This window comes from Octadecabacter sp. SW4 (assembly GCF_008065155.1).
In the GTDB taxonomy this organism is placed as follows: domain Bacteria; phylum Pseudomonadota; class Alphaproteobacteria; order Rhodobacterales; family Rhodobacteraceae; genus SW4.
Genome location: NZ_CP042819.1, coordinates 834,490 through 854,638, shown reverse-complemented (window position 1 = coordinate 854,638; position 20,149 = coordinate 834,490). Strand labels below are relative to the sequence as shown.

At 50.9% G+C, this 20,149-nt stretch carries 13 protein-coding genes and 1 tRNA gene; 9 read left to right on the top strand and 5 right to left on the bottom strand.

Annotation, left to right across the window (positions count from 1 at the left end; all coding sequences use genetic code 11):
- Window positions 1-162: 162 nt before the first annotated feature.
- Window positions 163-540, bottom strand: coding sequence for a hypothetical protein (locus tag FTO60_RS04285; protein WP_148054810.1), 378 nt, complete (start codon window positions 538-540; stop codon window positions 163-165).
- A 507-nt stretch (window positions 541-1,047) separates the two neighbouring features.
- Here FTO60_RS04285 and FTO60_RS04280 point away from each other — a divergent pair.
- From FTO60_RS04280 to FTO60_RS04240, 9 genes are all read left to right on the top strand, one after another.
- A complete protein-coding gene (locus tag FTO60_RS04280; RefSeq protein ID WP_148054809.1) occupies window positions 1,048-3,375 on the top strand; it encodes a class I SAM-dependent DNA methyltransferase in 2,328 nt (775 codons plus the stop codon).
- Window positions 3,375-5,198: a DUF262 domain-containing protein gene (locus FTO60_RS04275; RefSeq protein WP_148054808.1), complete on the top strand. Its 1,824-nt coding sequence runs from the start codon at window positions 3,375-3,377 to the stop codon at window positions 5,196-5,198. Before FTO60_RS04280 ends, FTO60_RS04275 begins: the two co-directional genes overlap by 1 nt.
- Window positions 5,198-6,502, top strand: a complete 1,305-nt coding sequence (locus tag FTO60_RS04270) for a restriction endonuclease subunit S (protein WP_148054807.1) — start codon at window positions 5,198-5,200, stop codon at window positions 6,500-6,502. Before FTO60_RS04275 ends, FTO60_RS04270 begins: the two co-directional genes overlap by 1 nt.
- A 15-nt stretch (window positions 6,503-6,517) precedes the next feature.
- Complete coding sequence (locus tag FTO60_RS04265) at window positions 6,518-9,478, top strand: type I restriction endonuclease subunit R (RefSeq protein ID WP_148054806.1); 2,961 nt, start codon at window positions 6,518-6,520, stop codon at window positions 9,476-9,478.
- Between the two features lie 111 nt (window positions 9,479-9,589).
- The gene (locus FTO60_RS04260; RefSeq protein WP_148054805.1) at window positions 9,590-12,649 is read left to right on the top strand and encodes a plasmid replication protein, CyRepA1 family; all 3,060 of its coding nucleotides are present in this window, start codon (window positions 9,590-9,592) and stop codon (window positions 12,647-12,649) included.
- A 221-nt stretch (window positions 12,650-12,870) separates the two neighbouring features.
- Window positions 12,871-13,245: a hypothetical protein gene (locus FTO60_RS04255; RefSeq protein ID WP_172623798.1), complete on the top strand. Its 375-nt coding sequence runs from the start codon at window positions 12,871-12,873 to the stop codon at window positions 13,243-13,245.
- A gap of 280 nt (window positions 13,246-13,525) precedes the next feature.
- Complete coding sequence (locus FTO60_RS04250; RefSeq protein WP_148054803.1) at window positions 13,526-13,726, top strand: hypothetical protein; 201 nt, start codon at window positions 13,526-13,528, stop codon at window positions 13,724-13,726.
- Window positions 13,727-13,987: 261 nt separating this feature from the next.
- Entirely contained in the window at window positions 13,988-14,584 is a 597-nt protein-coding gene (locus FTO60_RS04245; RefSeq protein ID WP_148054802.1) for a site-specific integrase, read from the top strand.
- 213 nt (window positions 14,585-14,797) lie between these two features.
- Entirely contained in the window at window positions 14,798-17,041 is a 2,244-nt protein-coding gene (locus FTO60_RS04240) for a hypothetical protein (RefSeq protein WP_148054801.1), read from the top strand.
- Between the two features lie 124 nt (window positions 17,042-17,165).
- Here FTO60_RS04240 and FTO60_RS04235 read toward each other — a convergent pair whose 3' ends face one another.
- From FTO60_RS04235 to FTO60_RS04220, 4 genes are all read right to left on the bottom strand, one after another.
- Entirely contained in the window at window positions 17,166-17,654 is a 489-nt protein-coding gene (locus FTO60_RS04235) for a hypothetical protein (RefSeq protein WP_148054800.1), read from the bottom strand.
- Window positions 17,655-17,884: 230 nt separating this feature from the next.
- A complete protein-coding gene (locus FTO60_RS04230; RefSeq protein WP_148054799.1) occupies window positions 17,885-18,256 on the bottom strand; it encodes a hypothetical protein in 372 nt (123 codons plus the stop codon).
- A 371-nt stretch (window positions 18,257-18,627) separates the two neighbouring features.
- The gene (locus tag FTO60_RS04225; RefSeq protein WP_254696882.1) at window positions 18,628-19,914 is read right to left on the bottom strand and encodes a site-specific integrase; all 1,287 of its coding nucleotides are present in this window, start codon (window positions 19,912-19,914) and stop codon (window positions 18,628-18,630) included.
- Between the two features lie 82 nt (window positions 19,915-19,996).
- A tRNA-Phe gene (locus FTO60_RS04220) sits at window positions 19,997-20,071 on the bottom strand.
- Between the last annotated feature and the right edge of the window lie 78 nt (window positions 20,072-20,149).

Sequence of the window (20,149 nt, the reverse complement as noted above, 5' to 3'; positions counted from 1 at the left end):
TGTATAACTCTTAGTTTCAAACGCCTGACATACATGGCAAGTATCTGATATTTAACAATTATGCGGACGCAAGTTCTGCTATCATGTGAAAATACTCGTTGTTAACTGTCCATTGTCAGCCAGTTTGGGCACTTGGTGCAAACCGATACTGAACAGTGTCAGTTAGTCAAACAGACTTGCGATAGTTAAAAAGTAACCAATGACCAGCGCTAGCAAGCCCAGAATGACATGCAACCCTATGAGTTTTCCACCAAGTTTTAATGCCACACCGAGTATAGCGCTGAGGGCAAACAAAGCCATTCCGGCAAGTACTCCCCAAAACAAACCTAGGAATTGAGCCAGATACACCGCAATCCAAAGATTTGCGGGTAGGGCTGCCAACTGAAAAATGGACCCGATTGTGTTTTGGAGAACGGGAGGATCGAGCGCGATATTAGGTGGTTGCTGCAATCGTTGAAGAAACCCAAAATAGACGCATGCAGCGTAAAAGCACAGGACGACTCCTACATGTGATCCGTGTTCAAGAAAGTCGTTCAACATCTATTACTCTCCGGATGGCGAAACGTTTGAGGGATTCATCCCTGATTTTTTTGGCGCCCAAGCCTGTTTTATATTTCATTCGGGATAGGCAGGACATTCTATCGCACTGAGCCTCGAAAGTTAGTGTAGATTGCCGCCAGCTGCCACCAACTTTGTTGATGAACAGTATTCCTAGTAAACCATCGAAAGAACTCACAAGGGCTTGCTCTGCCAGTGTGAATGCAGTTTTCTTCGCCAGTTATTGTCCGACTCCCGAACACGGAAAATCCCCCGTTTGAGGTCACACGCACATTTTTTCAACAAAAGCTCTCCAACTGATGATCCATCACCAAGCAGTTTTTTCGCAGGGGGTTTTGTCGCCATATTTTGGCTGTCATGTGTCGATAGACGAAGAGTTCTTGTGTGCATGTGTCACCCGCATCACAAAACACATTTCGTATCGGTTCAGCTTTGGTTAACAAGGGTGGTGCAACCAGAAGAGTATTGAATAAGGAAGATCGAGCAGCAATGGACCAAGCCTCCCACAACAAGATCGTAAGTTTCATATGGTCCATCGCTGATGACTGCCTTCGTGACGTGTTCGTTCGTGGCAAATATCGTGATGTCATCCTGCCGATGTTTGTGCTGCGTCGGTTGGATTGCTTGTTGGAGCCAACTAAACAGGCTGTCCGCGATGAGATGAAGTTCCAAACCGAAGATGCGGGTCTGACTGAACTGGACCCCGCAGGGCTACGGGATGCATCTGGTTATGTGTTTTACAACACCTCCGAATGGACCTTGAAGTCGTTGCTCGGCAATCCATCACAGCTTGAAGCGAACATGGATGCCTACCTCAACGGCTTCAGTGACAACGTGAAAGAGATCATCGAAAACTTTGATCTTCGTACACAAGTGCGCAAGATGATTGCTGCGGATGTGTTGTTTGATGTGATCGAAAAATACGTCGCCGAGGACATCAATCTTACGCCGAATGACAAACGTGGTCCCGATGGCCGTGTTCAGCCTGCGTTGACGAACCTTGGCATGGGATATGTGTTTGAGGAACTGATCCGCAAATTTAATGAAGAAAACAACGAAGAAGCAGGTGAGCACTTCACGCCTCGTGAAGTCATCAAGCTGATGACGCATCTGTTGTTCGATCCGGTGAAGGACAAACTACCGCCAGTGTTGACTGTCTACGATCCCGCCTGTGGTTCGGGTGGGATGCTCACCGAAGCGCAGAATTTCATCGTCGATCCTGAAGGCGGCATCAAGTCGTCTGCGAGTGTCTACATTTACGGCAAGGAAGTGAATCCAGAGACATTTGCGATCTGTAAGTCAGACATGATGATCAAGGGCAACAACCCAGAAAACATCAAGCTTGGTTCGACATTGGCCACCAATGATTTCTCCTCCATGACCTTCGATTTCATGCTGTCAAACCCGCCTTACGGCAAATCGTGGAAGACCGACCTAAAGTTCATCAAGGATGGCAAGGATGTGCTTGACCCACGGTTCAAAGTCGAACTGAAAGGCTATGACGGCACAGTCGAAATGTGTGACGCCACGCCTCGATCATCTGATGGGCAACTGCTGTTCCTGATGGAGATGGTCGATAAGATGCGGAAGCTGCAAGACAGCCCCGCTGGTTCCCGCATCGCTTCGGTTCACAACGGATCATCGCTGTTCACTGGTGATGCAGGGGGCGGCGAAAGCAACATTCGCCGATACCTGATTGAGAATGATATGGTGGAGGCCATCATCCAGCTTCCCAACAACCTGTTCTACAACACAGGCATCACGACATACATCTGGGTCGTCACAAACAACAAACCTGCTGGTCGGCGGGGCAAGGTCCAACTGATCAATGCATCTGAAATGTACACCAAACGCCGCAAGAACTTGGGAGAAAAGAACTGCGATCTGGCCGATGAGCACATTGACGCAATTACTGAACTCTACATGTCGCTTGCCGATGAGGGTGTCTCGAAGGTTTTCGATAATGCGGATTTTGGCTACCACAAGGTCACAGTCGAACGTCCCTTGCGCAAGAAAGCGCAATTCACGCCGGAACGGATTGCGACCCTACGGTTCACGCCGGGCCTGCAAGAAATCATGGCTTGGGTCTGGGATCGTTATGGCGAAGATGTTTACACCGACCTGAAATCCCACCGCGAAGCCATCGAAGATTACATCGAACGAGAAGAAATCACGCTGACGCCGAAGAACCGCAAAGCCTTGCTTGATCCCAAAACATGGGTGGCTCAGCGGGAAATCATGGAAGAGGCTGCACGGCTTATGGCCAGCATCGGGCAGGAGGTCAGTGACGACTTCAACGCCTTCACCGCTGCGGTCGACGCCGATCTAAAATCCCGCAAGGTCAAACTGGCGGCCGCACAAAAGAACCAAATCTTGAATGCGGTATCGTGGCGGGATGAGACTGCCAAAAAGGTCATCAAGAAGCGGCACAAGCTGGCGGGTGACAAGCTGAAGGATGTGTTGGCCAAGCTGGGCGCAACGGTGGAAACACTGCCTGACCATGGCTACTGGCCAACCAAAACGGCTGGGGAATTCATCGAATATGAAAGCGACAGCGAACTTCGTGATAGCGAAAACGTCCCGCTGAAAGACGATATCCATGCCTACTTTTTGCGCGAGGTCCGGCCACATGTGAAGGATGCATGGCTTGATATCGCAACGGTCAAGATCGGCTATGAGATCAGCTTCAACCGGTATTTCTATCAGCACAAGCCGCTGCGGGACTTGAATGAAGTGGCTCGGGACATCCTTGAGCTGGAAAAAGAAACCGACGGTCTGTTGAAGCGGTTGGTCAGCCTGACAAGTGAGGCCGTGTAATGCAGGATATTCAAGGCGACGACAAAACCCTCGAAGTGCTGCTGTCTGGATCGGCGTTCGGCATCGACTACTATCAGCGGGAATACCGTTGGAAGCGCAAGCAGCTTCAGGAACTTGTCGATGACCTCTACGGCCAGTTTTCACAAACCTACGGCCCCGGCATACCGCTAGAAAAGCAATCGAAATATTTCCTCGGCTCCATCGTCATCAGCAAGGCGGGTGACGTGCGCAATATCGTGGATGGCCAGCAACGTATCACCACCCTTACGCTGCTTTTGATTTACCTGAACCACCTGCAAAAGGACCACGCCAAGAAGGTCAACAAGATCGAACAGTTGGTCTACGACGAGGACCCGGGCGGCCCTAAATTCAAACTCGACATTCCCGAACGCAACGACTGCATGTCAGCGCTGTTGAACGGTGACAGCTACAACCCAGAAGGCAAATCGGATTCCGTCCGAAATCTTGTGGACCGTTACGATGACCTTGCCGACATCTTCCCGACCGATATGGAGCCTGATGCGCTGCACATGTTCATCTGGTGGATCATCCGCAACGTGAAGCTGATCGAGATTACGGCCAATGACGATGGGGACGCATACACGATCTTTGAGACGATGAACGACAGGGGGCTGTCCCTGACCCCGACTGACATGCTCAAAGGTTATTTGCTGGCCAACATCGAGAACCCCGGCAAACGGCTGGAAGCAGACAAGCTGATCAAATCCTATCTGACCAAATTCGCCGAACATGGCGAGAATACAGAGTCGGATTTCTTTAAAGCATGGCTCAGGTCCCAGTACGCCAAAAAAATCAGGGAGCGGAAGAAAGAGGCCCAAAACGAAGACTTCGAGCTGATCGGAACCGAATATCACCGCTGGGTAAAGAACCATGAGGGAGAGGTGGGGCTGAACTCCGGTGAGGACTTCTATCAGTTCGTCATTAAGAACATGCGCATCTTTGCGGACCTTTACCTGCGACTGCTCAAAGCGTCTGCCACCCGCAAAAAGGGGCTGGAGAGCGTCAAATACAACGCAGATGCGGGCTTCACCCTTCAGCACCACATCATCTTGTCGGCAGTAAACGTCGATGACGACAAGGAAACAGCCTTGGCCAAGATGGGTCTGGTCGCTGACTTTATTGACAGCTGGCTGAATGTCCGTCTGTGGAATTTCAAAATGACCAGCTACTCGCACATGCAGTATGCGGCCTTCACCGTTATCCGCAGTGTCCGTGGAAAATCACTTACCGAATTGCGGAACGTGCTGCACAAGCGGCTTTTGGAAGAGATGGTCGAAATCAGGTTTACCGGCAATTTTGGGCTGACAAAAACCAACGGCAAAACAGTTCAACGCATGTTGGCCCGCTTTACCGATTGGCTCGAACAGCAGGCGGGAGAGCCGGGCAGATACGAGGATTACATCGTCAGGTCAGGCAAGAACGCCTACGAGGTCGAACATATCCTTGCCAACAAGTTTGAGATGTTCGCTGAAGAGTTCGAGGACGCCCACGCATTCGAGGAATGGCGCAACTACATCGGCGGGCTGCTCTTGCTGCCCAAAAAGGTGAACGCCAGCTTGGGGGATTACAGCTATGAAAAGAAGCTGCCGCATTACCTCAAAGCCAATGCGCTGACCCACTCATTGCACCCTAATTTTTACCAGAACAATCCCGGTGTGCTGAATGCCATCAAGAGGCACGGGCTGGCATTCGAGGCGCATGAAAAATTTGATGGGGACGATATCGAACAACGTTCCGAACTCTACAGCGCCTTGGCCAGCCTGATCTGGTCACCGGATCGCCTGCTGGCGGAGGAGGTGTGATGCTGGACGGGCAACCCAGATACGACAGCTACAAGGAGAGTGGAGTGCCGTGGCTGGGCGGGGTCCCAATGCATTGGGAGATTAAGCCGCTTGCAGGGCTCTTTGCAGTAAGCCGCGAGAAAAACGGAAAGAACATCGTTGGGTCGATGCTCTCCGTGTCTGGTTACCGTGGTATTGAAGAAAAGAAATATGAGAGCGAAGGCCAGATTCGTGAAGACAAGGATTTAGCCGACTATCGGGTTGTTCGACCAAGCCAATTAGTCGTCAATACGATGTGGCTGAATCATACTGGGTTGGGAGTTTCAGAGATTGAGGGTCATGTCAGTCCAGCCTATCGAGCCTACAATATTCATCCATCACTGATACCTCGATATGCACATCACCTTCTTCGGTGCCACAGCTATGTGCAGGGCTACACCGGTCTCATGCAAGGAATTCGGCCAAACTCCCTGCAAATCAAAGATGTTGATTTCAAGCGCATGCCGGTACTGGTTCCTGACCTCGACACCCAAAACCGGATCGTGCGTTTTCTTGACGAAAAAACCGCCGAGATTGATGCGGCGATTGCCAAAAAGCGGCGGTTGATCGAGCTGCTGAACGAGCAAAAGGCCATCCTGATCAACCGTGCGGTCACCAAGGGCCTGAACCCCGACGCCCCCATGAAAGACAGCGGCGTAGACTGGATCGGCGAGATACCTGCACATTGGAAAATCGTTCCCTTGATGGCTGTAGCTGAAGTGATCGATCCAAATCCTAGCCACCGAAACCCAGAATACGTAGATGAAGGTTTCCCGTTCATCTCAACCCAAGAATTCATTGGTTGGGACGATATAGAAATTGATACTCCACGCCGGGTTTCGGAAAAAACCGTTTTAGAACAAGAGCGTCGTTGTGGTTTCAGAAGAGGGTCAATCGTCTTTTCAAGGAAAGGCACAATTGGAGCAACGCGAGTTCTACCTTTTGGAGTTCGGCTAGGAATTCTCGACTCGCTGTGTGTTATTAACCCAAAGCAAGGGGTTACCCCTGAGTTTCTCGTCGGCACACTCGGTGCTGACTACCTTGCCGCACAATATGGGCCGACTGTTAAGGGTGCGGCACTGCCGCAGTTAAGTGTCGGCAAAGTGCGTTCACTCAGAGTTATTTTGCCACCGGATGAAGAACAATATTCCATCCAAGCAGAACTTGCTTCGATCAAGGCGGAACATCATCGCTTGGATGAAGTTGTTCAATCGGAAATCTCCACCCTCAACGAATTCAAACAAACCCTGATCGCCAATGCGGTCACGGGCAAAATCAAGATTTAAGCAAGGGATGTAGCGATGGTCAGCGAGACAAGCGAAAAAGCCTTGGAAGACTTGATCGAGACTGCCTTTCTGTCGGGCGGCTACATCAAGGGCAACACCGCTGATTTCGACGCTGATCTTGCCATCGACACGACGCAGCTTTGGGCCTTCCTTGAGGCCACGCAATCGGACGAACTCGACAAGCTGCGCCCCCGCCAGAACTGGCAACGCATCGTGCTGGAACGGCTGGATCGCAAGATCAAGAAAGACGGTGTGCTGGCGGTTCTGAAAAAGGGTCTGAATGTAGATGATGCGCACCTGAAGCTGCTCTACCGTTTGCCCTACAACACCAAAACCCCCGAAGTGACGCGCTTGTTTGAGGCCAATATCTTCTCGGTCACCCGTCAGGTCTATTTCTCGACCACGGACAGCAACCCATCAGTCGATATGGTCCTGTTCATGAACGGCCTACCCATCGTGTCGATGGAGTTGAAACAACCGTGGAAGGGGCAAAACGTCTCTCACGCCCGCAAGCAGTACCAAAGCCGCGACCCCCGCGAACCGCTGTTCCAGTTCGGGCGCAGTCTGGTGCATTTCGCCGTGGATACCGACGAGGTGTTCATGGCCACCAAACTGTCTGGCAAAAGCACCTATTTCCTACCCTTCAACAAGGGCGACGGCCACGGCAAGGGCAACCCGATCAACCCGACGGGCCACAAGACGGCCTATCTTTGGGAAGAAGTGCTGACACGCCACGGCCTGACCAACATCATTGAGCATTTTGCCAAGCTTGTTGAGGAAGAAGACCCAGAGACGGGCCAGAAGAAAAAGACCCTGTTCTTTCCCCGCTATCACCAGTTGGACGTGGTGCGGCAGGTGCTGGCCGATGTCAGGGCCAACGGGGTTGGGCAGAGGTATCTGATCCAACATTCGGCAGGGTCGGGCAAGTCGAACTCGATCACATGGCTCGGGTATCAGCTTATCGAAACCTATGATGCGGCAGGGGAACAGAACCTCTTCGACAGCGTCATTGTCGTCACTGACCGCCGTGTGCTGGACAAGCAGTTGAAGGACAACATTCGGGCGTTTTCCGAAGTGAAGAACGTCGTCGCCCATGCCTTCAGCTCGTCCGAGCTGAAAAGCGCATTGGAGAACGGTAAGAAGCTGATCATCACTACGATTCAGAAGTTCCCCCATATCCTTGATGGCATCACCGATCTGTCTGACCGCAAGTTTGCAGTGATCATCGACGAGGCGCATTCATCCCAATCGGGCAGTGCCGCCGACAAGATGAACGAGGCTATCAGCGGGGGCGGTGACGAGGAAGAACCAGAGGACTTGCAGGACAAAATCCTCGCCGCGATGGAAGCCCGCAAGATGGGGGCTAACGCCTCGTTCTTCGCCTTCACCGCCACACCGAAGAACACGACGCTCGAACGATTTGGCCGTCAGAACAGCGATGGCAAGTTCGTGCCCTTCCATCTGTATTCAATGAAACAGGCAATTGAAGAAGGCTTCATCCTTGATGTGTTGAAGAACTACACGACCTACAAAAGCTATTATGAACTGCAAAAGTCTGTTGATGAAAATCCAGAGTTCAACACTAAGAAGGCCCAAAGCAAGCTGCGGGCCTACGTTGAGGCTGATCCCACGACGATCAAGACAAAATCTGCCATCATGCTTGAACATTTTGAGAGCAACGTCGTGCGGCCCAAGAAGCTGAAGGGCAAAGCCAAAGCCATGGTGGTCACTCGGAACATCGAGTCTGCTATCCGGTACTACCTCGCCTTGAGAGACGCCCTGCGTGATGCTGGGAGTCCATACAAGCCCTTGGTTGCGTTTACGGGCAAGAAGATGATCGATGGTGTGGAGCACACCGAAGACACGCTCAACGGCTTCCCCGGGGGCGACATACCCAAAAAATTCAAGACTGACGAATATCGTATTTTAGTGGTTGCCAACAAATTCCTGACAGGATTTGACGAGCCGATGCTGACCACGATGTATGTGGACAAGAAGCTGCAACATGTTCTGGCTGTACAGGCGTTGTCACGCCTGAACCGTTGCAACAACAAGCTGGGTAAGGAAGAGACATTCATCCTCGATTTCCACAATACTGTGGAAGACATCAAGGATGCGTTCGATCCATTCTATACCTCAACAGCTTTGAGCGAACCAACGGATGTGAACGTGCTGCACGATCTGAAAGACGCGCTGGATGACACTGGCATCTTTGATTGGCCGGAGGTGGTGGAGTTCAACGAAAAGTTCTTCGCCTCTGTCGATGCGGATCAGTTGTCACCACTACTGGACACGGTAGCCGAGCGGTTTGATCAAGTAGAGGAAGCCCAAAAGCCCGACATCAAGATCAAAGCCAAGCAGTTCGTCAAAATCTATGCGCAGGTGGCCTGCATCATCCCGTTCACCAATGCGAATTGGGAGATGCTGCATTGGTTCCTGAAGTTCTTGATCCCCAAACTGAAGGTCAAGGACCCTGATCAAGATGAAATCAACGGCTTGCTGGAAAGCGTCGACCTGACGACCTACGGGCTGGAGCGGGTGAAGATCGGATACACCATTGGCTTGGACGACGCGGACAGTGAGTTGGAACCTCCAAACCCCAACCCGCGCAGTGCGCACGTTGACCCCGACAAGGACCCGCTTGATCTCATCATTGCAGCGTTTAATGAACGGTATTTTACGGGCTGGGATGCCACGCCAGAAGAGCAGCGGGTGAAGCTGGTCAATATCCTGAAACACGCAATGGCGGACCCGGCGTTCCAAGACAAGGTTGTCGGCAATCCGGACGAGCAGAACCGTCGCATCGCCAGTGAAGCCTTGTTTGAAAAAGCTATGCGGAGCGAGCGTCGGCGTGAGATTGATCTCTATAAGAAATATGCGTCCGATGACGACTTCAAGAAGGGCATGCATGATGCCTTGCTGCGAATGATGGAACATGTGCTGCGAGGCGAAGCACAACAAAATTCGATGCGTTAAGTTGGGCTATTTGTACGGGATTGGCGTTCAGGCGACAGAACTAACAAGATGGATTGAAGCTGCGCTTGATCACAGCAACCGTCATATGAACGACCAATAGGGGGCCTTCGGTTGTCGTCAGAAAAACTCATCAATTTGTCATTCAACCCGAAACTTGTTGATAAGGCAAAACATACCGACAAAGCTTGGTTCCGCGAGGGGTTTCAAGCATTTGAGGCGACGCTTGATGAGCTAGAAGAAACGATCAAGCTCGGCATTGCCTTCAGCTATCAATACAGGGACGAAAAACGCAGCGCGAAGAACTTCGTTGCGTCTGACTTTCTTGCAGTCGACTTCGATGGCGGGCTAACGATTTCAGACTGCCTTGCACTTGATCTCGTTCAGAACCACGCATCCCTTATCTACACTACGGCATCACACACGCAGGCCAATCATCGGTTCCGCCTTGTGTTTGTGCTCCCCAGAACAATCGAAGACCCGCAAGAATTGCGATTTGCCGTTCGTGCTTTAACGGAACGGCTCGGTGGCGATCCCTCAGCCACTGATCCAGCAAGAATTTTCTTTGGGTCCAAGGGTGGTTGGTCAAAACAGTTGGGGTCAACGCTATCGAGTGAATTGCTTGATGAACTCATTCTGGATGGTCGCCTTGAAGTCGCTAGCGACTCAAGAGCAAGAACGTTCCCGGTGCCGAACCGATCTCTCGCAAAGATTAAGCCGGAACAAACGATCGTACTTTCCGACGGAACGACAGCGACATTCGGGAACATCGCTGGCCACAAGCAGGTTCATTGCCCATTTCACGTGGATTATCATCCAAGTGCTTTCGTTTCTGGAAAACGCGATGGGCGATATCTCCATTGCTCGACTTGCCAGAAAACGTGGCATTCATCAGCGTCTCGCCCTAGACGATACAACTTTCACGACTTTGACGACTTCATTAAAGCCATCAAGTCAGGCGCCTTCTATAAAGGCGATAACGAGCTTGTGGCGCTAGAGAGGTTCATGGAGCCTCACGGCATCAAACCGCACAACATCAGTCTTCAAGACGGCACCTATTTCGAGGGTCCCGACATGAGACTTGAGTCAATCACGAATGGTGTGACGTTTATCAAAAGCCCTAAAGGAAGCGGCAAGACCACATTTCTAGAGAACCTGTTGAAGCCTGCGCCCGATGCTTTGGAGACAGAAATAAATTTTGCAGATGGTGCACTTCAACCTGACCCAAAGCAGGAAGACCCATCAAAAAAAGTGCTGCTGATTGGCCATCGCCAAGCATTGATTGGCGAATTGTGCGAACGTCTTGGGCTGAATTGCTATCTGGACTACCCAGAAAGTCTTGGTGCCAATGTAAAGGCTGAAAAGAAGCGCAGTTATGGTGTCTGTCTTGATAGCCTGTGGCGTGTAGATCAGATGCGGTACGATATCGTTGTGATCGATGAAGTTGAGCAAGTCCTTGGACACTTTCTTTCAAGCACGGTCGGTGCCGCCAGAAACCGATTATTTGAGGTATTTTTCAGACTTATCCGCATGGCAAAACACGTTATTGTCCTTGATGCCGACCTTGGCTGGACGAGCTTCAATACCATACGCATGCTTAAGTCATTGAGCCTTGAAGAGGGGCAAGGGCCGGAAGCGAAGGAACCCGAATGGCCCATTCAAATTGTGCTGAACGAGAGAAAAGATGCCAACCGCAAATTGCACATGTATGAGAGCCAGCCGCACCTCGTTGCAAAACTGAAGCAAGATATTCTGGCGGGCAAGCGCGTATTCGTTACATCAAATTCGAAGAAGACCGTCGATGCGATAGCCAAGACCGTGGAAGCCCTCGCAAAACAGGCAAATGTCGATATTCCACATCTCAGCATCACGTCAGCCAACTCAAAGACTGAAAGCGTTCAGGGCTTTATCACCAACATCCGAGATCGCATTCTAGACTACGGCGTCATCTTGTCTTCGCCGTCGTTGGGGACAGGTGTGGACATCTCATTCCCAAATGAAACGCAGGAAATCGACTGCGTTTTTGGTCTGTTTGAAGCCAGAATAACGAACCATTTTGAGATCGACCAACAGCTTGCGCGGGTGCGCAATCCTAGGGAGGTCTACGTCTGGATCAGCCCGCAATGTTTCAATTTTGAGACTGAGTTCGAGGTTGTTGTAGACGACTTGCTACGGACAGAATTGGCAACTGGAATCCGGTATGGGTTCAGGTGGCGGGACCGTAAGTCAATTGCCGATGAAGACCCTTTTTTGACGATGGCGGCACAAACGACCGTCAAGAACCGTGCATCCAAAAACAATCTGAAGGCGAATTTCATACGCCACAAATTGGATCAAGGCTGGGACATTGGGATAGTCGACAAGGACGACAGTCTAGCGCAAGACGGCAAGCAGCTGCTCAAGGATGGTCGATTGCGAAGCAAAGCTGAAGAAATAAAGAAGGTGACATCAGCTACAGTGCTCAATCATGTTGCGTTTGAGAAACTGAAGCGTCGTTTAAACTTTCAAGATAGCCCAATTACTGAATCCGAGCGTTATGACCTGAAGCGGACTAGTTTTGAGTTGTTCTATCGCGCAGATGCGTCGCCTGAGATGTTGGAGCTCGACATATCAAAGACGTATCGATTAAAAGTACTTTTGTTTGAGGCGCTTGCCCAGGCTTCCAAGGGTGGCACTGAATTCAAGAAAAAACTGCCAACAGATAAGCAGGATGACGTGCAACGAACTCATGTAAAGGTTATTCCTGACCGTCAGGTTGGTGCGGCCCTTCTGCATCTAATTCTAGAAACAACACCGTTCTATCAGAATGGGCAATTCAATCCTAGCGTCACATACTCACACGGCGATCTAGAAGCGTTTGTTGACCTCTCGTTGCATTTCAAGAAATTTGTTGAAGGTCAGTTTGACCTCAACTTACGCAAAGACTTCAAGACGAAGCCAATGCAGCACATGCAGCAAGTCTTGAACTTGGTTGGGCTCAGGCAAGAATACATTTGCAGTACGAAAGTGGGTTCGCAAAAAATCAGACACTACACACTAGACAGATCGGCTCTTCGGAGAATGCAATCAATCGTGGATGCGCGTGCTGAAACAGCACCTTGGCCCTCTCTCGACGCCCGCCACGGATTTGAATACTCCGAGGAAGATTACGATTGGCTGTATACTTACACATAGTTTTCCTTTGGGGACAACGACCTCTTTTTTTATAAGAATACTAATATTCACATTAGTTGCCCCACATTCTGAAAAGGGCAGCGGATCACCCAAACAGACAGAAGCCATAAATACTTGCAATCGCTCGTTATTGTGGACTTCAGCCCTTGCAACCCGACCTTCGCACCCCTCTTCGGGACTTCTTGATTGATCACGCCCGACAGTATGATCTCGCCGTGACTTTGACTCTGAAGCAGCAGGACGGGCAAACCACGCTTGACCGGATCGAGGCGGCAAAAAACTTACGGCACTTCCTCAATCGGCTGAACAAGCAGGCGTTTGGCAACGCAGCCCAACGGTTTGGCAAGAAGGTTGCCGTGATCTCGATGCTGGAAGCATCTTGCTCTGGTCGTCTGCATTACCATCTGGCGATGAAGAACCCCTTTCCGACAACTGCCGCATGCCACGAGGCCGTTGTCGATTGTTGGTCCAAAACACGGTGGGGCTATCATGAGGTTGATCTGCAGCCCATCTATAGCTCTGGCTGGATCAGCTACATCACGAAATCCAAGTTTATCGACGGCTGGGACGTCGAGAACACGCATCTGGTTCGTTGAGCTAAAGCTCCTTTCCTGCGGTGATTTTCAGAAACTCTTGAGTAGGGAGGCTCCGGTAGGGGCTTTCAATCTTAAGGGTGCCCAACCTTAGGGTAGTCATGTGGCCGATTTAGCTGAAAGAAGTCGGCAACGCAGCATCCTGCAGAAACGAAGTCCGTGAAGAAATTCAGACAAAACGATCTTAGCGCTACGCCGACTGCGGCTAGAGGACTTGACTTGGTCAATCAATTTTCTGTTTCATTTGATTTGAAGCCGAGGGAATTTGAAGGAGGGAAACCCCATGTGGGAAGATATTGAAGTCGTAGAGTGCTTGGGTGAACGAGGCGACATCATCGACGTTATCAAGCAGGAGCGAATGATAGACGGGCAAAGTCAGCAGCGCTGGCTGTCAAGCCGAGGCAACGAAATCCTTGTCGAACGTACCGATGGGCACTTTGAGACTCAAAATGGTGGAGAGATAATCACCAGATTTCCTGATTGATTGTGCCGATACAAAACTGCACCTGTGGCTCCGATTTGCAGGCTTCAGAAAGACAACCAATTCCAGCAAAGCGCATCTCGGCTCAGGTCGGGGTGCGTTTTTGTTTTCCCGCCTGAAATCGAACCCATGATAGAATAGTCAAAATATCATCAATTCATCTAACCACATGGAATTACAGGGAAGTTTCTAGCGTGATCACCGTGCCCATCTAGAACTGATGGTTCTACGGTCCTGATACAACGAAAGTATCATGGGTTTGAGATGGCATTAGGCAAGCAGGCAAAGACGTTAAACAAGAACCAGATCAGCGCAGTCCAGAACTATCTGGCGGGTCGGCGAAATGCTCTTCGGAACCAGACCATCTTCTTGCTGTCGATCAAAGCGGGGCTGAGAGCCAAGGAGATCGCCAAACTACGGTGGGAGATGACGCTCGACGCAGATGGAACGATATCGGCCTGTATGAGCCTCTCTGACGATGCTTCAAAGGGTAAGTCGGGTCGAAAAATTCCGCTGAACAAGGATTTGAAGGCTAAGCTGTCAGAACTGCGCCAGCAACAAATTCAGGATGGTTGCTATTCATCGGCAGGCCACGTCATCCGAACAGAACGGGCAGATCGGACAAGCCCCCAAGCCATCGTCAACATGTTCAGCAGCTGGTATCGGGACCTCGGATTGATCGGCTGTTCATCACACAGCGGACGACGAACCTTCATCACCAACGCAGCGCAGAAGATCACAACGGTTGGTGGATCGCTACGGGATGTTCAATATCTCGCAGGGCATTCGTCCTTGCAGACGACCGAGCGGTACATTGAGTACTCCGAGAAGGCACGACGCAGCATCGTCGACATTGTTTGATGTATTGCAGGTAAATGGCTTATGCGCAGGTGCGAAAAACACTGCTAACAGTGTCGAAGCGGTCATCGAATGACAGGTTTGCTTAAACTAAAGGATAACTGGTGACGGCGTTTCATTGAGTTTTCTGTATATGAAAGACCATGAGCAAAGGGGCACTATCCGCCGGTGTATCCAAGCGATAGGCTAAAACCATACTGCAACAAGGATTACTGCGTGGCGATGGCGGAAAACGAACTTTACATCCACGGATATGATCTGTCTGATCAATGGCACGATCAGGACGAGGACGCAGACGAAGGCATTGTCGACTGGGACGCGGAATTCCAAGCTAAGAAGACTGAACTTGAGACCTTCCTGGCTTGCCGTGATATTGATATTGCTCTCGGAAAAACTGCTCATCAGTGCCTTACAGAAACCCTTGTATTCAAGAACAGATATCCAACTATTGAACTTGCCGCGCTGGAAGCATTTCAGGCGCTGTTCCTGACAATGCCCATCCATTCCAGCAGTGTGCCTACGTCGCCCGAGAATTTTTCTAAGCACTGGAAGGCCTTGGCCCGCCTGTTTCAGGCTTTCACAAAGAAGCAATCTAATCAGTTGGACCAGAAAGACCCCATCAAGGTTTTAACTTGGCGTACCAAATTGCAGACGATCTACTACCGATTTCCCTTCGACCAAGACATTTGTGCAGAAATCACCGCTGATATTCTCGGACGGATCGACAGTAAGGGAAACGTCGCTACAGACTTCGCTAGCCAATTCAAAATGCTGATCGGGATTTCGCAGCTGGTCGCGAAGCGCCTTCACGATTTCATGTCACACATCGGCCAGATGATGAGGGCTGTCTCTCAGGATGAAGCAATCTCGCACATTGAGTATTTCTGCTCTCTCAGCCCAACCACAAATCGAATGTGGGAGCGCTGCAAACTGAAACAGAGGCCCCTTGATGACATGAAAAACCTGGGCTACCAGCTCTCAGAGCTTTCAACGCCTTGGTTGTTCATTCTTGAGAAAGATGAACTGATTAGGGAGTTTGGGTCGGAATGCGTTCCGTTGATTAAATCGCTGTCCCTTTGCCCCGGCGAGTTGGCAGGAAAGAACTTCGAGCATTTCGTCATGGACAACCCTGTATGGGATAAGCCGTTCATCGCACGCCCTGATGGTCACTTCTTTCTCGCAATTCAATATTTTCCTTTCAGTTACCCATTCAGGATTATTGAGCGGCTTATTGATGGCAAGACGGACTTGCTGGGTGCGTACAGCGATGCCCGCTCCGAATTCCTTGAGGATGCGATAGCCACAACATTGAAACAGACGATGCCAAGCGCTGAGATATACCGCAGCGTGCTATGGGATGATCCGGACACTGGCATTAGATACGAGAACGACGTTGTCGCAGTCGTCGGAAATTTCATTTTTGCATTTGAGGCGAAGTCCGGCAAGATCAGCCCAGCGGCACGACGTGGCGCGGAAATGAGCCTGCTGAAGAACATCAAATCATTGTTCGTTGAACCTTGGCAGCAGTCACAAAGGCTTCAAAGATACCTTAACGAACATGGCATGACTGCGAAGCTTTGGGAAAAAGTGGGCGGACGTCCCGTGAAGATCGACCTAGACAAGCCAAAAATCGCATTCAGCTACAGCGTGTGCTTGGAACATCTTGCCGCTCTTTCAAGCAGCAAGCACTTTTTTCTGGAAGCCGGACTTGTGAGCAATAACGACATCTGGGCACCGGTCCTTTCCATAGGCGAGCTGTTCATGCTCTCGAAGTTTCTGGATTCGGAAGTCTCGTTTGTTCACTACCTGACCAGACGGTTCCGGATTGGCGAGCAATTTGATTTCGACGGCGACGAACAGGACCTGTTGTCAATGTACCTGACCAATGGTTTCTGTCTCGTCGGAGACGCGCCGCCGGATAAGCGGATCATGTTCCGCGATTCCGACGATGCGGTGAGGGTAGACCGGACGCCGAATCCGGAGAGAGCAAGAGCTGAAATTATCGGGATAAGCCTACCACAGATGTGGACCAAGACAGTCGAAGAAATCTACACAAGCACGGTCGGCACCATGCGCCATAGGTTCGATATCATCTGCGCGATTCTGAACCAGCCGCCACCCTCGCTGCTCGAACTCCAGAAACGCATCCGAAGTTGGAGACGCGGAGGCGGCGGTAAAGAGCCGCGAGTTTCTAACTACGTGGTCGGCTCGCAGCAATACGTTGTGGCGACCATGTTCCTGAACAAGCCCATTTTGTCCGAGGATGACCTCAGAAACGAAGCGCGGATGCATGCCATGAAGATTTCCAGCAATTTCGAGGGAATGACCGATTGTGCGATCTTCCTCTATCTGAAGAAGTCAAAGCAGATGACCCATGACGGGGTATTCTTCTTCCGGGCAGGGCCACAAGGTCACGGAAAGGCTGCGCTGGCGACGCCTACACGATCTTTTTTCTCTTGAATACAGTACCGCCTCCAGCTGTGAGCTTTTGCCTTCACATGGAGAGTGCGCTCGCGGCGAATGAACAGATTGACCAAGCTGTGTAACAGTACCATCAGATATCACCAATGTCCGGTATGGGACGTCAAAGCCGAAGTGGACGAGGGCCTTCCAATCCGAACTTAAGCCGTTCGATTTGCATCGAAGCCGATTGCGCTTTCTTGATGAACGTTTCCAGCTCGGGGGCATCCAAAACGTCGGGCTTTGGGACTGTCGCCATGAGTTCGCGGAGCACTTGAGAGCCAGATCGTTCAATTGCAGAAATGTGCTGAGTCTCGTCACTTTCGCCAAACATTGAGCGCCCAAAGCTGCTTCCGAGTGAGGGGAGGTGCTGCCTATTGTGGTTTTCCCAATCTCGTCGTGTAGTCTGACAGGCCTCTTGAAGCAGCAAGAAGCTACGTTCTGCATTGGAAAGTCCATCTTGCACCTTCACCCGCATCGCGGTTGTGTCAGAATCTCTTGTGATCTTCAGTGCCTGTTTTGAGGCGCTGAAAGCCAATGCAGCGTAAACCAAGGCAGCGGCTGCGATGAAGATCGAAACGATCTCAAAAACATTTTGACTGATGAATTCCAAATCCAACTACCTTCCCGCCAGCGTCTGACATCTTTCTACAGGCCTCATTCAAAACCATAAATCGGATTGGATTTGCCGGATTTCAAGACTCGCGGCTGTTCGACCAGACCAAAAACACCTTTGGCCAAGCGAGTGATCTGAACAAGTTCGCCGTGCTTAATTATCTAGATTGGCTTGGGGGAAGCTCTGACGAAGCTTCCTCCTTCACGACAATTGATGATGTTCGGCGTTTATTTCCCAAACCGACTGCGGATTTCAGATGCCGCAGCCTCCAACACCGCATCCAGCTTGCCCTCGGATGCCAGCGCCTTCAGCTTCTGCAAGTTCTTGACGGCATCGTCAGCGTCCAAACACTTGATAGCGTGAAGGCCTTCAGCGAGTTCAAGCGGGGCCTTGCCGTAGCGGGGTGAGATGAACCACTCACCTTTATCTGACTGCCATACCCAGTTGCTTGATCGGGACAGCACGGTTGAGTTGCCGCCGGGCAACGCTGCAAACTGCTTGTCGACTGCCGCAATGAACTTCTGACGACGCTGGTGTGTCGGATTGGTGGACTTGGGCTTTTCAGCCGCTGCGAGGGTGAACTGTTTCTCTAACGTCATGATAATCTCCTTTTATGTAAGGAGGCGGTCACTCTTGATGCGCCAGTCGGACAACAGGAGATTTCTGAAGTTGTGGCTACGTCTGCAAAATCGGGAACAACGACCCCCTTTTTTATAGAAATTCAAATATTCGCTTTCGCTGTCCCCCACTCTGAAAAAGGGGTGGCTGAAGGGTTCATCGCTGGCTTTGGGAAACACCCCCGGGGGGCGGTTGAGAGCGGCTTTATATACCGGGGGGCGGCGATATAGGGCGCAGCCTCCCCAACGCTTTCCGATTTTTTTTTGCAGCCAAAAAATCGCTCAAATTTGGGTTTTTTAGAACTACCATATGCCAGCGGTTTGCCGGAGCATCATGTTGCAAATGTTGGCCATCAGTCTTCGTCATGCTCTTCAAACGAGAGGTGATCATTTGATTCTGAAGATAGGATCGGGGTCGGCTTCGTTTCACCACGGAAATGCAGGTTCTCAATCATCTCCGGCGTTGGGGCCATCTTGTGAAGATAGAAGCGCTCTAGCTGATCGACGGACGTGCCAGCATTTTGGGCCAGCGTATGAATATTGACCTTGCCGTGAGAGCTACGCAGGCGGCTTTGAAGCGCATAATGCCGAAGCGAATAGGGGGAAAGCTTCCGGTCGGCATCAATCAAGTTAGCCACCTTCAAGATGTGATTGAACAACCGTCGAGCCGTGTTGATGGCTGTCGTTCTGTTCGGGTATTCGGGCATCCAGACATATTCTTCAGGATCAACATTCGGCCATTCTAGCGGGGTCTTGATGCTTTCGTAGAGTGCTTTAGCCAGTGGCATTGTCACACTTGTACGTTGGCCTGTTTTGCCGCCCCTCACGTTCATTTCCAGATAATTTGGGCTGGAATGTGATTGAATATCCTTGTGCTTTAGCCCGAACAGTTCACCTCCTGTTGGACGTAGAAAGCTATGGACGATGAACTTGAACATCTTGGCATGATGGGTCGTGATCTGAACGCCTCTCACGACATCGCCCCGTTCAGCGCATTCAAGTGACGCTTTTGAGAACCGAATATACTCATTGTCCGTGAACGCATGTCTGGGCGTGTCGACAGTCTTGATTTTCGGCATCAATGGCAGTTGGTTCATCAGCCCATCTTCAACGGCCAGTGACAGGACCTTTCGGATGATGACGACATGCTTGGATTTGGTTGATTGAGCCAGTGGCCTGTCTCGGTTGTCATCCAGATGCAGCAAGTATTCACGGACCATGCCAGTCGTGATCTTCGTCACATCATGTCTGCCAAAATAGACGATCAAGCCGTCCTTCTGGCGGTTTAGCAGTTTGCCGTCGCCGTCAGACCACTTCGACTTGCCCTTCTGGGAGGCCATCAGCAGTTTGGCGTAGTGCTCAAAGCTTGTGACCTTCTGCTGGGCAAATTCGCTATTAGCCTTGCTACGGAAGTTGTCAGCAAACTCATGGGCTGTTTCGATGGCATCAAGGCGGGATATCTCTTTAGACGACCGGACGATGTACTTGCCAGCAAGGGGGTCTCGCAGCCGAATAAACCAAAAAGGGCTCCGACCAGTCTTGTAGATGGAGAGCCCTTTACGCAGATGTTTGATCGACTGGATTGAATCGATTGACTTTTTTGTCGCCTTCGATGTTCGGGCCAAAATCAGCTCTTTCAAAGTGTATAACTGTGTATAACTTATTCGAGCTTTCTGTTTGCATCAACGCAAATGAATTTATCCAGCAATATCAGGGTATTATTGGTGCCCGGGGGCGGAATCGAACCACCGACACGAGGATTTTCAATCCACTGCTCTACCCCTGAGCTACCCGGGCACCGGAACAACCTGAGTTGTGGGTGCGCGTTGTTTAGGCGAGCCGTTCAAGGGTGTCCAGAGGGATTTGCGCGAAAAC